This is a genomic window from Rhizobium sp. ZK1 (genome assembly GCF_047782645.1).
Taxonomy (GTDB): Bacteria; Pseudomonadota; Alphaproteobacteria; order Rhizobiales; family Rhizobiaceae; genus Rhizobium.
On record NZ_CP180587.1, the window covers coordinates 1,487,178 to 1,501,050 of the forward strand.

Genomic DNA, 13,873 nt, shown 5'->3' on the forward strand with positions numbered 1-13,873 from the left:
TCAATGACGGACACAACATCACAGCTTGACGGCCCCGCGATTGGCCTCGATTCTGCCGTTCCGAGTGCATGGAGCCCCACTACCTGGCTTGCCGTTATTTCAATGGCAGCCACAAGCTTTGCGCTTGTGTCAGCTGAATTCCTGCCGGCAGGCCTGTTGACGCCGATGGCACGTGACCTTGGCATCAGTGAGGGAACCGCCGGTCAGGTTGTCACCGCAACCGCGTCTGTTGGCGCGGTGACGGCCTTGTTGAGCAATGTTCTGATCGGCAAACTGAACCGGAAGACTGTTCTGGTTGGCCTAAGTGCCTTGGCTATCGGCTCCAATCTTCTGGCCGCGTTCGCGACCGATTTTTGGCTATTGTTGTTGGGCCGAGCCGGGCTGGGCGTGGCGCTGAGTGGTTTCTGGGCGCTTTCAGTTGCCGTTGTGGCGAGATTGGTTGGCACCAATGCGACAGGTCGGGGCATGGCTATAGTCACCCTCGGCGTCTCTCTCGCCACCATCGCTGCACCATCGATGGGTGCTTTGATCAGCGATTGGCTCGGCTGGCGTACCGCCACAGGCATGACGGCTGGGCTCGCAGCGGTTGCGATGCTGCTGCAGATACTCAGCTTGCCGACACTGCCCGCAAGCACAAGCAACAGTCTTTCTGACGTCTTCCGGCTGACCAAACGGCGCACTGTTCAACTCGGAATGCTTGCCATCCTCTTGCTGATGACCGGGCATTTTGCCGGCTCGGTCTACGTGCGACCCTTCCTCGAACAAGTGACGCTCCTTGGCACGGGGCCGATTGCCTTGGCGCTCCTCGGGTTTGGCATCGCCGCTGTGATCGGCAATGTCGTCGGCGGCCGACTGGCAGACGCCAATATCCACATGGCACTCGCTGTCACCGGCGTATTGATGGCGTTTGCTGCACTTGCTCTCGTACTCTGGGGTGCACATAGCGGCATCGCGTTTGCCCTGGTTACACTTTGGGGTTTAGCTTTTGGGATGGCTCCGGTGGTATTGCCTACTAACTTGTCCCGGGGCGCAGGGGATGCCTTGGAGGCTGCTGGCAGCTTGATGGTCGTTTCGTTCCAGGTCGCCATCAGCATGGGTGCGGTGTTCGGCGGCTATATCGTCGATCAGCATGGCGCTTCCGGGCCGTTGATCATGACCGCCCTCTTGGCGGCATCGACCATCGTCCTGGCGTTGCTCCAGCCCCGCAGCTGACTCTTAGGGTCCCAGCGAAGGTGAGCAGAAGAGGCGAGATTCCAGGTGGCCAGAAGGCCGGGTAAGGCTAAATACGGGACGTGGCGATGCTTTCTCGTTGCGGCGAGGAGCATTGACCGCGCCCATGACCGCAATCACAAAAATCTGGATTGAGCGGCGCTGCAGATCGGCGCTCACGAATGGCGCGACAAGTTTGCGCCCCAACCCGGCCGTTGATCTCTGCTTCACCGCTGCTCAAGAGCAGTCATTGCCGACACAGACTCGATCCGACGCCAGCGGCCGGGCGTCATGTTTTCCCACTCGCGGAAGGCGCGATAAAACGAGTTGGCGTCCTGGTATCCAAGCAGGTAGGCTACCTCTTCCACGTCAACGAAAGATCCCGGATATTTTGTTTTCATCGAAGAATGGCCGGACCGGGCCACTCTGGACGCGCATTGCAGGGCCGAGCATTTCACGCGGTTGGTACCACTCATCAAAGCTCATCGGCGGCAGGACGCGACATTTATCCTGATGGATGCGTTTGTCGACGAACAGGTCATAGGCGATACGGAGTTCTTTCTGCCGGGTCTTCTCGACCATTTCGCGATAAAGCGGCAGGACGATTTCGATGGCTTCCGGCTTGATGAAATCCTGAGCGATGACCTTGAGCATTCGACAATTTTCCTTTTGTGAGTCAGGCGCTGTCCGATCTTAAAGAAAGCACGAGCGTATTGACAGTGTGGATACAGAGGCCCATAATCCGAGTATGACAAAAACTCGTACCGCTCCCTCCGCATCTTCCCCTTCTGCTGCTGTCTCGGCGCGCGCCTCTGCGGCCGACACCAAGGGCAGTATCAACCTGCGGATCGAGACCGGCACTCGCCAGCTCATCGACAATGCGGCGGCGGTGTTGGGTAAGACGCGCACCGAGTTCATGGTGGAAAGCGCCCGGCGGCAGGCAGTCGATGTGCTGCTTGACCAGCGCCTGTTCACGCTCGATCCCGAGCGTTACGACGCTTTCATTCACGCGCTCGACAATCCGCCCGCGCCCGGACCGAAGCTCAAGGCCCTTCTACGCCGGACTCCGGCATGGCAGAAATAGACGACGCGCCGGACCAGCCCGCGCCTCGGCTTTCCGCTCCCGTTGCCTTGACTGTCGACCACGATGTTTCGGGGTTCGACTGTGGTGAGCCGGTGCTGAATGACTGGCTGCGCCATAGGGCCTTGAAGAACGAAAGCCGGTTCTCGCGCACCTATGTCGTGTGTGAGGGCAATCGGGTGGTTGGCTATTTCTGCATTTCAGCCGGATCGGTCGAGCGTGGGATTGCTCCCGGCAAGGTGCGGTGCAATGCGCCCGACGTGATTCCGGTGTCAGTTATCGGGCGGTTGGCGGTCAGTCGCGATCATGCGGGAAAGGGTCTCGGGGCGGACCTCCTGTCCGATGCGCTGCGCCGGATTGCTCTAGCATCGCAGAGTATTGGCATCGGGGCAGTTCTGGTTCAGGCCAAGGACGATGCGGCCAAGCGCTTCTATCTGCGTTGCGCGGAGTTCATCGAATATCCGGAAGACAGCCGAACGCTGTTCCTGCCCATCGAAACAGTGGTGGCGGGGTTCGGCTAGGCCGCCGCATGTTCAATGCGCGGTGGCTCAAGCCGATCAACGCTTCAGCATCGCGCCGCCGACATCACTGGCTTTGTCACATCGCCATCACTCCCGCCACAAGACCTTGACCGCCAGAGTGGCAACCGAAGTACGCTTTTCCACGGCGAGCTTGTTGAAGATCTGCTCCATGTGCTTGTCCACCGTCCGAGGCGACATGTCGAGAATGTCGGCGATCTCCGCCGCGCTGCCGGCCTGGCGGACCGCGAGACGAACCGCGCGATGACGGACAATACGATCTTCCGCTTGGCCTCGGTAACGAAGCCGATCGTTGCGATTGCGGCCATGCGCCTCATCGAGCAAGGCCTGATCGGGCTTGACGATCCGGTGACGAGATGGCTGCCGGATTTCAGGCCGCGTCTTGCTGATGGCAACGAACCGGTTATCCGTATCCGCGATCTCCTGACGCATACGGCCGGCCTGACCTACGGGTTCATGGAGGAGAATGGCCCTTATGTTCGCGCCGGCGTTTCCGACGGTCTGGCGGAACCCGGCCTGCCGCTGGACGAAAACCTCCGGCGTATCGCAAGCGCCCCCTGCTCTTCACGCCGGACACGAACTGGCAATATTCACTGGCGATGGACGTCATCGGCGGTATCATCGAGAAGGAAACCGGCATGAGGCTTGGCGAGGCTGTCGAAAGGCTTGTCACAGGCCCGATCGGACTACGCGACACCGCGTCCCGGATCAATGACCGCGAGAGACTGGCGGCAGCCCATAAGAGCGGCTCGCCGGAGCCCGAGCGCATGGGCACGGGATGTCCGTCGTGGCATTCACCGGACGGTGAGATTTGCGCCGGACCGCATCTTCGATCCCGATTCCTATCATTCCGGCGGCGCAGGCATCGCGGGGACGGCGCGTGAGGTGATCGCGATACTGGAAACGGCCCGTAAAGGCGGAGCACCACTTCTTCCTAAGGAGACGGTCGACCTCATGACCAGCGATCAAGCGCACGACGTGCGCCAACCGCTTGAACCGGGGATCGACTTCGGTTTCGGATAGGCTGTGGTCACCGATCCCGTCGCCGCGCAGGCTCCGTGGTCAAAGGGCACCTATCACTGGGGCGGCGCCTATGGTCATAGCTGGTTCGTGGATCCGCAAAAGGCGCTGACGGTCGTGGCGCTGACCAATACCGCGCTGAAGGGCATGTGGGGACAGTTCGTCGACCTGCGCAATGCCATCTATGGTGCCCTATGATCTCGTATCCGCTCAGGCGAACGATTAGAAGTCCTTACGCTGGTTCCGGCTGACGGGTGCAATTCAGGGAAAGTCTTTCTTGGAGCGACCGCTTCTCAGGTGACTGAGCTCCGGAGAATAGAGACACGTGCGCAACGAAGAAGCGTATCGGAGCGTTCAGCATAGCGTCGTGCGGGAAAGCGGAAATTCGCGTCACACGAGGGCGCGAGGATGGGCAGGCGCTTCGGTGTCAGCGGTGCGCACCGACCATCCGCCGGAGCGCGGACGGTCGGGGCCGGAATGCTCCGCCCCGTTCGGCAAGGTTCCGCGATCGAAAGCGCGTGCCAAAAGAGCGTTACGATGCCATTGCATAATGCCGGTTTTCTGAGATGGGAGCGCTGCTTGTCCGGAACCGGTACAGCAATTCCGCGAGGTTCTCGGTTTCCTGAGTCAGGCTCTGGGCGGCAGCTGTGGTCTGTTCGACCATCGCAGCGTTTTGCTGAGTCACCTTGTCCATCTGATCGCCGGCAGCAGAGACCTCACGCAGGCTTGTGGCCTGCTCGCGGGCGGCCACCGCGATCTCGGCGACGGTCGTATTCATGGCCGTCACCTGCTCGACGATCTGTTTGAGCGAGACGCCGGATTCGCCGACCAGTTCGACGCCCGTCTTGACCTGTATCGAGGAGGTCGAGATCAGTTCCTTGATCTCTCTTGCCGCATTGGCCGAGCGCTGGGCGAGCTCGCGCACTTCCTGCGCGACGACGGCAAAACCCTTGCCAGCCTCGCCGGCGCGTGCGGCTTCGACGCCGGCATTCAACGCCAAGAGGTTGGTCTGGAAGGCGATCTCGTCGATGACGCTGATAATGTTGCCGATCTTCGACGAAGAGTTCTGGATTTCCGTCATCGCGGCGATGGCGCGGGAGACGATCTCGCCGCCCTTTTCGGCATTGGTGCGGGCCGTCGCCACGACAGCCTGGGCGCGGCTGGCGCCTTCTGCCGTTCCGTTGACACCGCGGGTGACGTCGCCGAGAGCCGCTACGGTTTCTTCCAGCGAAGCGGCCTGCTGCTCGGTGCGGCGAGCAAGATCGTTGGAGGCGGTGGAGATTTCGGCAAGGCCGGAGCGGATGGTCGTGACCGCGCGAATGACGGAACCGATTGCTTCTTCCAGGCTTGCGACCGAGTTGTTGAAGTGATCGCGGATCCTGACGTAGCGGTGGTCGACTTCGCCGACGCGGACCGAGAGATCGCCCTTGGAAAGCGCATCCAGGCCAAGCGAGATCTGGTGGAAGGCATGCTCCATCACCTGCGCATCGCTGAGGCGCTCGGCTTCCTGGCGAAGCCGCTCTTCCTCCGCAGCCAGGCGGGCGCGTTCGCCATTGGCTTCGGCAACCAGCTTGGCGCGGCCGGTCTCCTGGAAAACCTTCAGCGAACGCGCCATGGCGCCGAGCTCGTGGCGGTGTTCGACGCCCGTGATCACGATGGCGTCGTCGCCGCGGGCAAGCCGCTCCATGGAGTGCGCCATGCCCCGGACGGCCGAGGAAATCAGCCGGCCGACGAAGTAGGAGAGCACGAGGCCGATGACAATCAGCAGGCCACTGATGACGAGTGTCGCGCTGGTGGCCGAGGCAACCGTTGCTTCCACGGAGCCGTCAAGATTCTTCTGCGCGCCGGTCACGGTCGCCTGCAGGTTCTTGAACTCGCCCGATATCTTCGGAGCCAATATGTTGAGCTGCGTCTGGCGGATATTTCCGGATGCCTGCAGCACTTCCTTCATGTCGCCAAGACGGGCGGTATAATTCTGCATGAGCTGGCCGGCGCCCAACAGGCGCTTCTTCTGCAGCTCGTTCTTGGCCGTCTTGGCGGCGGTATCGTTGAGCGCCACCGCTTCGGCGAGCGCTGCCTGAGCCGTGTCATAGGCGGCGAAATCGTCAGAATGCACGAAGCGTTCGGAGAAATAGAGACTGCGGTTCAAGGCCTCCAGCGTCTGCGCCGTCATGTGCAGCAGAGCCACGTCGTTCTGACGCCAGGCGCTGCGCATGACGTCGTTGAGCGCGATGCTGGTCCAGGGGCCGAATTCGGTGACCTTGGAGATCAGCATGTCGCGCCTGGCCTGGAGGGAGACGATCTGTTCGAATGCCTTGCCGTAAGCGGCAATGTCTTGACGGATCGTCGTGAGACCGGACTGCAAGTCCTTGTTGCCTGCAAAACGCGGATCGTCCGCCTCGAAGGCTTTTACGCCGGCACGGAAGCTGTCGACGACGGCCTGTGTCGGCGTGGAGCGGAAAGCTTCCGCCGACATCTGGATCTCGTGCAGCTGGTCGCTGTAATCCGATATGGCGAGGCTCTGGCCTGCCGTGGCGCGATAGGAGGCGAAGATGGCGGCAAGCCCGTTCATGCCGGAGGTTGCACTGACGGTGAGAAGGCTCATCAACAGGAACAGCGGTACGAAGCCCGAGGTAATCTGCGCGCGAATGCCGAATTTATTCCAGAAATGCAACATGATAGCCCTCTTATTCACTGGGTCTTCGGCAGATACTTGGCGATGTTCTCAGGCGTCACGAGCTCGAAGGGAACGTTGTTTTCCCGCGGCACCTTCTCTTTATTGACGAGCTTGACAGCCGCATCGACTGCGGTCGCGCCCTGTCCAACCGCGCTCTGAAGAATGGTGACGTCGAGATCACCGGCTGCCATCGCGGCGAGCGCGTCGTCGGTCGCATCGACGCCAGCGACGACGACGTCCTTCATCGGCATGCCGGCCTTCTTCATGGCGCGGATCGCGCCGAGCGCCATTTCGTCATTGTTGGCGATGACAGCGTCGAACTTGACGCCGGCCGCGAGCCATTCCTGCATCTGCTGGTCGGCATAATCGCGCGACCAGTAGGCAGCCTGCCGCTCGACGATCTCGAGGCCCTTGCATTCCGGCGTGGCGATGACGTCCGATATGTCCTGAGTGCGGGCGCGGGCAGCCGCGTGGAAGGGTTCGCCCATCAGCACGACGACGCGGCCCTTGCCCTTCAGGAGCGCACAGACCTGCTTCGTTTCCAGCGTTCCCGATTCCTTCTCATTGGAGGCGACCACCACCTGATTTTCCGGCAGGTCGAGCAGGTTGGAAGGGACGTTGTTGATATAGATCAGCGGAATACCCGCATCTGCCGCCATCTTGCTCATCTGCGGACCGAGATCGCCATCGGAAATCGCCAGGATGATCGCATCGACCTTGTCGGCAATGAGCTTCTGGACCTGCTGCTTCTGCAGTTCGTTGTCACCCTTTGCGTTCTCGGTGACGAGCTTGAGACCGGAAATCGTCTGCCCGTGGGTGACGACGCCGTTCAGGAGCGCCGTTCTGAATTTGTCGAGATCCGACATTGAGACGCCGATCGTCTGGGCGCCAGCGGCGGAGACCGACATCGCCAAAGCGATGGATGCGAGCGTGGCAGTTTTCACAAAATTCCTCCGCGATTTGGATAGAGGCGGATCGTTACAAATCTTGGTAAATTTTACCTTTCACTCACAGACGAAGAGAGATGGCCAGGGAAATTGAGCGGTTGAGATATCGGTTGGGACGGCAGAAAGACGTCAAGAGGAATAGCAACCGGCGACGAGATACTTTGCGCGATGGTGAACGACAACGTCGTGCTCTCCTCATCAACCACAGCGTCGCGGGCAAGACGGCTATTTTTTCGAGGAGTTTCATCCCTGCCCGGGAAGACACCGCATGCCCGCTGCTTGCCGCCGACGCATCAAGGAGCAGCGGATTGGGATCGCGCAGTGAATTTAGGCATCGTCGGTGCTGGCATTGGAAGCGGGTGGTTTGTTTTGAACCGAAGCGTGATCACCGTGATGGCCGTGCCCAGGAGCATCGGCGATCAGTCTCATGGCGCCGGCCAATAGCAGGATAGACATGGGAAGGACCAGCGCGTTCCATTGCAGCATCTGGTCGGTCTCCGCGACGAGCGTGGCGAAATGGACCACCAGATAGAGGATAATCATCTGGATGAAGAGGTTCTTGAGTTCGGCGACACTGTCGATGACCATCCAATCGGGCAGCGCCGCGCGTTGTTCGGGCGACAGATCGACGAGAAAACCAAGCGCGATGGCGCAGCCGAAGATGACGAGGACGATCGCAAACAGCAGCTTATCCGTCGCCCGCATGACGGCCGCAATGACGGCAAGATCCGGGTCGGTTCTCACATAGGCAAAGGCATGCCATAATGTCAGCAGGCCCTCCCAAAACATCAAACCGGCGGCGGCAATGACACCTATGGATGCAAGCGCCATGACGAAGCGCAACTTCAGCAGGATGTTTATCATGGTCTCTCCGATCGAACTTCAACATCCAAATCAAAGTAAGAAAAAGACGGGAGGATGCTGGTTTCTTTCTGCACGAGGGTAAATGGTTCCTTGCGGAGACATAACTGGCCGATGTCCAGGAAATAGTCGCGGCTTACACCGGATAAACATAGAGGCGATCGATATGGACGCCAGCCAATCAATTCTCGTCAAACTGGTGACCGCATTGCTGCTCGGAACGCTGATCGGCGCCGAAAGACATTTGAAGCAGCGGAACTCAAATCTCGTAACCCATGCGCTTGTTTCCCTTGGTGCCGCATCCTATGCGTCGCTTCCAAGTGCGATGGGCTTCGAATTCGATCTGCGCATGGGCGCTCAGGTCGTTACGGGCATCGGCTTCCTTGGGGCGGGTCTCATTATCCGCGACGGCACCAACATCAAAGGCTTGAGCACGGCTGCGACGGTCTGGAGCACCGGCGCTGTCGGCGTCTTCGCTGGCTATGGGCAGCTTCTATTGGCTAGCGAAGCGGCCTTTTTCATTGTCGCCTTCAACTATACGCTTCCCAAGCTTGGATCGTATATTGAAGCCTGGTCTGTGGTCGCACCAGAGCAAGAACGTATCTACGACATAAAGCTCAAATGCCCAATGGATCATGAAATAGCAGTCCGGGCGACGCTGCTGCAATCGCTGAACGCCAACAAACTGCAGTTCCGATCGATAAAAAGCCGCCTGTGCGATGCCGATAAGGGGATGGAAATCGAAGCGATCGTTTTCACAAAGGGCGACCAGGACAGCGTTGTCGAACAACTTGTGGCCCAGCTGAGTTTGAGATCGGACGTCGCACAAACAAGCTGGTCGAAGACCGACGATGAGACCACCTGAGACGTGAGATAGTGCTGATCGGGAGAGCATGGGAAGGCTGTGCACGAATCCCGCCTCTCTCCGCTTCAGGTTCGAGTTCGGCAGCGGTGGCATCAGCATCTGGTGGTGACGCAATCAACAGTGCGGTGCCTGTCCGATAAAGGGTCTTTCCAGCGCCAATTTAGGACAGGACGCGCCATCTGTAACGCTTGCTGCTCTCCACGTATGGTAGTAGAATTTCAACATATGCTAATTTTTGTAGACTGCTTCCATCCGCCTTGAGTGATCTAATTTCACGGTTCTGTTGGAGACATGTCGATGAAGTTGCATCGTCGAGTTCCGCCGACATTCCTGGTGTTATTGTTCGCAGCTCTGATGTCAGTGCCGCAGGACGTGGCGGCACAGGCTGGTCCGTCCGTCGGCGTCCTCACCGTGCCGGTCCAGGACGTTTCGCCGAAACACGAATTCGTCGGACGAGTGGAGGCAGTCAATGCCGTCGATATCCGTTCGCGCATCGAAGGCTTCGTCGACCAACGTCTTTTTAATGAGGGCCAATTGATCAGGAAGGATCAGGATCTCTTTCTGATCGACAAGCGGTCCCTGGAAATAGCGCTGTCGGACGCCAAGGCAGCGCTTGCGAGCGCCCAGGCGACATTGGCGGATGCTCAACGGCGGGTCGCGCGAAATCAATCGCTGAGCAGCCAAACCGTATCGCGCGCGACGCTGGAAGAAAGTCAGACCGCCCTTGAAACCGGCCAGGCAAACCTTCTGTCGGCACAAGCACGCGTGAGCCAGGCCGAGCTCAATCTCAGCTATGCCCGGATCGTCTCGCCGATTGACGGCCGCATCGGTGCTGCGGAATTGTCCGTCGGAAGCTTCGTCAGCGGGAGTTCAACGGCATTGGCTCGCGTCGTCGAAATGGATCCGATCCGCGTCGTGTTCTCGGTGAGCGATCGATCGATCCTCGAGCTGCGTGCAAACAGAGGCAATATCGGCAAGGAGGCGCTTGCCAGCAGCTATAAGCCCAGCCTGCGGCTGTCGAATGGCCAATCTTACACGGAGCCGGGAAGCATCGAATTCTTCGGCAACGAAATCGACCCGGCGACGGGAACACTGCCCGTTCGGGCGCTATTTCCCAATCCAGATGCCCTGCTTATTCCAGGTCAGTTCGTAACAGTTGTCATATCGGAAAGGGAAAAGACGCTCCGTCCGGTTGTGCCGCTGGGGGCGGTGCAGCAGGATCGGGACGGTAAGTACGTCCTGCTCGTCAACGCGCAAAATGCCGTCGAGCTGCGTCGAATAAGGATTACTCGACAGATCGGTGGCAGGTGGGCGGTAGATGATGGTCTTAAAGGCGGGGAAAAACTGATCGTCGACGGCCTACAGAACGTCTCGGAAGGCCTCGTCGTCGAGCCCATGGAAGTTTCTCCAACCGACAGCAACGCGATCTCGCTCGCGCCGATGGAACCGCAACCGGGTTCACCCCAATGAACCTTTCGGCGCACTTCATTGCCAGGCCAAGATTTGCAATGGTCATCGCAGTCGTGATGATGATCGCAGGCGGCCTCTCCCTCTTCTTGATACCCGTCGCCCAGTTTCCGCAGATCACACCGCCCGAAGTGCAGGTCACGGCAACCTATCCCGGCGCGAATGCCAGCGTCATGACCGACAGCGTGGCAGCGCCGATCGAGGATCAGGTGAATGGCGTTGAAGACATGCTCTACATGTCGTCGTCAAGCACCAATAACGGCACCTACAGCCTGACGGTTACGTTCGCAGCCGGCACGGATCCGGCAATCGCCCAGGTCAATGTGCAGAATCGCGTGTCAATGGCATCGCCGCGGCTTCCCGCTGCCGTTACACAGACAGGCGTCTCGGTCAGAACTCGTTCGTCGAGCATGCTACTCGGCTTTGCCGTCTACTCGCCGAACGGCACCAGGGACGATGTCTTCATCAGCAACTATGCCATGATCAACATCCGGGACGCGATCGCTCGCCTTCCCGGCGTCGGTGAGGCGAGCGTGTTTGGCCCGGCCTACAGCATGCGGATCTGGATGAACCCCGATCGCATGCAGGCCCTTGGGGTAACCGCAGCCGACCTGACGACGGCGATCCAGGCCCAGAACGTCCAGGCATCCGCCGGCCAGCTCGGTTCGCCCCCCTCGCCCACCGGTCAGCAGCTGCAGTTGACCGTCATGGCCAGGGGAAGGCTTGCGGATGCAAACGAGTTCGGCAACATCATCATCCGCACCAACAAGGACGGAGCGATCGTCCATCTTCGCGACGTCGCCCGGATCGAGCTCGGCGCACAATCCTACGATACGGCATCGACCCTGAATGGCAGGCCGAGCGCGACCGTCGTCGTCTACCAATCGACCGATGCGAACGCGCTGGCGGTATCGAACGCCGTTCTCGGCGAGCTGCAGACATTGTCGAAACAATTTCCTGATGACCTCGCCTATACGGTCGTTTTCGACACGACCGCTTTTGTTCGGCAGACCATCCAGGAGATTTTCATTACACTGGCGATCACCTTCGTGCTCGTTGTCGTGGTCGTGTTCCTTTTCCTGCAGGACTGGCGCGCGACAATCATCCCGACGCTGACCATACCCGTTTCGCTGATCGGCGGCTTTGCCGTGCTTTATCTCCTGGGTTATTCGGCCAATACGATCACGCTTTTCGCGATGATCCTCGCGATCAGTCTTGTCGTGGACGACGCGATCATCGTGGTGGAAAATGTCCAGCGCATCATGAGCGAGCTGGGCGTCGACGTGCGTGAAGCGACGCTACGCACGATGAGCCAGGTTACGGGGCCAATCGTTGCAACAACGTTGGTGCTGGCCGCTCTCTTCGTGCCGGTTGCGTTCCTCGCCGGCATAACCGGTGAACTCTACCGTCAGTTCGCGGTCACCATCTTGATCACGATCACCTTCTCGACGATCAATGCCTTGACCCTCAGTCCGGCACTCTGCGTCCTCATCCTCCGGCCGGCACAGGAGAGCCGGTCGAAGCTGTTCGGCAGGATAAACCGGGGCCTCGATGCGTCGCGACGGTTTTACATTTCTTTGCTGGCGATTTTTGCCCGCAGGATTGCCCTCAGCCTGCTGTTTCTCACGATTACCGTCGTGGGCGTCTACGGTCTTTATCGCATTCTGCCCGTGGGTTTTGTCCCCGCCGAAGACCAGGGCTATCTCTTCATGAACGTGCAATTGCCCGATTCCGCTTCCCTCGAGCGCACGCAGGAGACGGTCGCGGCGGTCACCACTGTGCTCCAGCGGACGCCTGGGATTGCAAACACCATCGCCATTGCCGGGACGAGCATGATAGGCGGTGGCGGCTCCAATTCGGCAATGATCATCTCGGCGCTCACGCCGTGGAGCGAACGCGGGTCGGACCAGAGCGCCTTTGCGTTGATGAACGAGCTTCGAACGGAGTTCAGAAAGGTTTCGACGGCGTCGGTTGTCCCGTTCAATCCGCCAGCAATACCTGGTCTCGGGACGACCGGCGGCTTTGACTTTCGCCTTCAGGCCCGCGCCGGGCAAAGTCAGGAGGAACTAGCCGAAGTGATGCGCGGGCTGATCGTCGCAGCAAACCAGACGGAGCGGTTAACAGGCGTCTTCAGCACGTTTTCGGCCGACGCACCGCAGATCTATCTCGATATCGACCGGCGACGGGCCGAACTTTTCGGCGTTTCACCAGCGACGATCTTCAGCACACTGCAAGCGCATCTGGGATCGGCCTATGTCGACGACTTCAACATATTTTCGCGCGTATACCAGGTTCGGATCCAGGACGAGCCGACGTTCCGCTCGCGTATCGAGGACATCCAGCGGCTGAGGGTGCGAAGCCAGTCGGGCGATCTGGTGCCCTTGCAAGGATTGCTTTCCATCTCGACCGTCTACGGACCAAACTCGGTCAATCGCTACAACCTTTTTCCATCCGCCGCGATCAACGGGCAGGCTGCGGCGGGTGCGAGTACCGGGGATGCCTTGAACGCCATGGAAGCGCTTGCTGCGGAAAAGCTGCCGCCGGGCTTCGGATATGAATGGACGGGACTTGCCCTTCAGGAAAAGCAGGCGGGCGGACAGACGGTCATCATCCTGACCATGGGGATCATCCTCACCTATCTCTTCCTCGTCGCCCAATATGAAAGCTGGAGCGTCCCGCTCGCCGTGATGATGTCCGTGATCGTCGCGGTGCTCGGGGCCCTGGCGGGACTGGCGGTCGGCAGCATCGATCTCAATATCTACGCCCAGATCGGCCTGCTGCTGCTGATCGGGCTGGCGGCCAAGAACGCCATCCTCATCGTAGAGTTCGCCAAGGAGCGGCGGGAAGAAGGTCTCAGCATCATAGAAGCGGCACGCGAAGGAACGTCGCAGCGCTTCAGACCGGTATTGATGACGGCGATGGCTTCCATATTGGGCGTGGTACCGTTGGTGGTGGCGACGGGAGCCGGAGCAGGCAGCCGCCAGGCGATCGGTGTTACCGTTCTCGGTGGGCTGCTGCTCGGAACGATTATCGGCCTCCTCACCATTCCTTTGCTCTATATTTTCGTTCAGACGGTGAGGGAGGCCGGCAAGCGGAAACTATTTGGTACCGCCCATGCCGAGAAGACCCGTGATCCTACCGCGGCGACCAGCACGAATGAAGGGTCGATCGGTCGGATCGAAACTGGAAACGCTGAAGTTGAGTAGG

12 protein-coding genes and 1 pseudogene are annotated in these 13,873 nt (G+C 59.7%); 8 read left to right on the plus strand and 5 right to left on the minus strand.

Annotated elements, in window-relative coordinates; all coding sequences use genetic code 11:
- The first annotated feature begins 3 nt into the window (after positions 1-3).
- Positions 4-1,212, plus strand: a complete 1,209-nt coding sequence (locus ACK9YZ_RS29420; RefSeq protein ID WP_416067092.1) for an MFS transporter — start codon at positions 4-6, stop codon at positions 1,210-1,212.
- Positions 1,213-1,436: 224 nt separating this feature from the next.
- Here ACK9YZ_RS29420 and ACK9YZ_RS29425 read toward each other — a convergent pair whose 3' ends face one another.
- Positions 1,437-1,685: a helix-turn-helix domain-containing protein gene (locus ACK9YZ_RS29425; RefSeq protein ID WP_416067093.1), complete on the minus strand. Its 249-nt coding sequence runs from the start codon at positions 1,683-1,685 to the stop codon at positions 1,437-1,439.
- Between ACK9YZ_RS29425 and ACK9YZ_RS29430 the strand changes: the two genes are divergently transcribed.
- The 3 genes from ACK9YZ_RS29430 (at position 1,609) to ACK9YZ_RS29440 (ending at position 2,811) form a co-directional block, all read left to right on the plus strand.
- Positions 1,609-1,884, plus strand: a complete 276-nt coding sequence (locus ACK9YZ_RS29430) for a hypothetical protein (RefSeq protein WP_416068455.1) — start codon at positions 1,609-1,611, stop codon at positions 1,882-1,884. The two genes, ACK9YZ_RS29425 and ACK9YZ_RS29430, sit on opposite strands and share 77 nt — an antisense overlap.
- Positions 1,885-1,957: 73 nt before the next feature.
- A complete protein-coding gene (locus ACK9YZ_RS29435) occupies positions 1,958-2,293 on the plus strand; it encodes a DUF1778 domain-containing protein (RefSeq protein WP_216760167.1) in 336 nt (111 codons plus the stop codon).
- Positions 2,281-2,811 carry a GNAT family N-acetyltransferase gene (locus ACK9YZ_RS29440; protein ID WP_416067094.1) on the plus strand — a complete coding sequence of 177 codons (531 nt, stop codon included), beginning with the start codon at positions 2,281-2,283 and terminating at the stop codon, positions 2,809-2,811. The genes ACK9YZ_RS29435 and ACK9YZ_RS29440 overlap by 13 nt, the downstream gene beginning before the upstream one ends.
- 87 nt (positions 2,812-2,898) lie before the next feature.
- Here the strand turns inward: ACK9YZ_RS29440 and ACK9YZ_RS29445 are convergent, their stop codons facing one another.
- A complete protein-coding gene (locus ACK9YZ_RS29445; protein ID WP_416067095.1) occupies positions 2,899-3,009 on the minus strand; it encodes a hypothetical protein in 111 nt (36 codons plus the stop codon).
- A 21-nt stretch (positions 3,010-3,030) separates the two neighbouring features.
- Here ACK9YZ_RS29445 and ACK9YZ_RS29450 point away from each other — a divergent pair.
- Positions 3,031-4,047 (plus strand): annotated as a pseudogene (locus tag ACK9YZ_RS29450) (serine hydrolase domain-containing protein); the annotation flags it as partial.
- Between the two features lie 334 nt (positions 4,048-4,381).
- On the opposite strand, the gene ACK9YZ_RS29455 reads toward ACK9YZ_RS29450, so the two are convergent.
- The 3 genes from ACK9YZ_RS29455 to ACK9YZ_RS29465 all read right to left on the minus strand — a co-directional run bounded on the left by ACK9YZ_RS29455 (position 4,382) and on the right by ACK9YZ_RS29465 (position 8,337).
- Positions 4,382-6,526 carry a methyl-accepting chemotaxis protein gene (locus ACK9YZ_RS29455; RefSeq protein ID WP_416067096.1) on the minus strand — a complete coding sequence of 715 codons (2,145 nt, stop codon included), beginning with the start codon at positions 6,524-6,526 and terminating at the stop codon, positions 4,382-4,384.
- A 14-nt stretch (positions 6,527-6,540) separates the two neighbouring features.
- Complete coding sequence (locus ACK9YZ_RS29460) at positions 6,541-7,470, minus strand: substrate-binding domain-containing protein (RefSeq protein WP_416067097.1); 930 nt, start codon at positions 7,468-7,470, stop codon at positions 6,541-6,543.
- A gap of 330 nt (positions 7,471-7,800) precedes the next feature.
- On the minus strand, positions 7,801-8,337 hold the full coding sequence (locus tag ACK9YZ_RS29465; protein ID WP_416067098.1) for a YqhA family protein: 537 nt from the start codon (positions 8,335-8,337) through the stop codon (positions 7,801-7,803).
- A gap of 163 nt (positions 8,338-8,500) precedes the next feature.
- Between ACK9YZ_RS29465 and ACK9YZ_RS29470 the strand changes: the two genes are divergently transcribed.
- The 3 genes from ACK9YZ_RS29470 to ACK9YZ_RS29480 all read left to right on the plus strand — a co-directional run bounded on the left by ACK9YZ_RS29470 (position 8,501) and on the right by ACK9YZ_RS29480 (position 13,872).
- A complete protein-coding gene (locus tag ACK9YZ_RS29470) occupies positions 8,501-9,199 on the plus strand; it encodes an MgtC/SapB family protein (RefSeq protein WP_216760162.1) in 699 nt (232 codons plus the stop codon).
- A gap of 297 nt (positions 9,200-9,496) precedes the next feature.
- Positions 9,497-10,669 carry an efflux RND transporter periplasmic adaptor subunit gene (locus ACK9YZ_RS29475; RefSeq protein ID WP_416067099.1) on the plus strand — a complete coding sequence of 391 codons (1,173 nt, stop codon included), beginning with the start codon at positions 9,497-9,499 and terminating at the stop codon, positions 10,667-10,669.
- Positions 10,666-13,872, plus strand: coding sequence for an efflux RND transporter permease subunit (locus ACK9YZ_RS29480; RefSeq protein ID WP_416067100.1), 3,207 nt, complete (start codon positions 10,666-10,668; stop codon positions 13,870-13,872). Before ACK9YZ_RS29475 ends, ACK9YZ_RS29480 begins: the two co-directional genes overlap by 4 nt.
- Position 13,873 lies beyond the last annotated feature (1 nt).

Bases quoted from the DNA above. Each gene is read 5' to 3' on its own strand.
- ACK9YZ_RS29470 (WP_216760162.1), top strand. From the start codon at position 8,501: ATGGACGCCAGCCAATCAATTCTCGTCAAACTGGTGACCGCATTGCTG.
- ACK9YZ_RS29425 (WP_416067093.1), bottom strand. From the start codon at position 1,685: ATGAGTGGTACCAACCGCGTGAAATGCTCGGCCCTGCAATGCGCGTCC.
- ACK9YZ_RS29445 (WP_416067095.1), bottom strand. From the start codon at position 3,009: ATGTCGCCTCGGACGGTGGACAAGCACATGGAGCAGATCTTCAACAAG.
- ACK9YZ_RS29435 (WP_216760167.1), top strand. From the start codon at position 1,958: ATGACAAAAACTCGTACCGCTCCCTCCGCATCTTCCCCTTCTGCTGCT.
- ACK9YZ_RS29465 (WP_416067098.1), bottom strand. From the start codon at position 8,337: ATGATAAACATCCTGCTGAAGTTGCGCTTCGTCATGGCGCTTGCATCC.
- ACK9YZ_RS29420 (WP_416067092.1), top strand. From the start codon at position 4: ATGACGGACACAACATCACAGCTTGACGGCCCCGCGATTGGCCTCGAT.
- ACK9YZ_RS29455 (WP_416067096.1), bottom strand. From the start codon at position 6,526: ATGTTGCATTTCTGGAATAAATTCGGCATTCGCGCGCAGATTACCTCG.
- ACK9YZ_RS29475 (WP_416067099.1), top strand. From the start codon at position 9,497: ATGAAGTTGCATCGTCGAGTTCCGCCGACATTCCTGGTGTTATTGTTC.
- ACK9YZ_RS29440 (WP_416067094.1), top strand. From the start codon at position 2,281: ATGGCAGAAATAGACGACGCGCCGGACCAGCCCGCGCCTCGGCTTTCC.
- ACK9YZ_RS29480 (WP_416067100.1), top strand. From the start codon at position 10,666: ATGAACCTTTCGGCGCACTTCATTGCCAGGCCAAGATTTGCAATGGTC.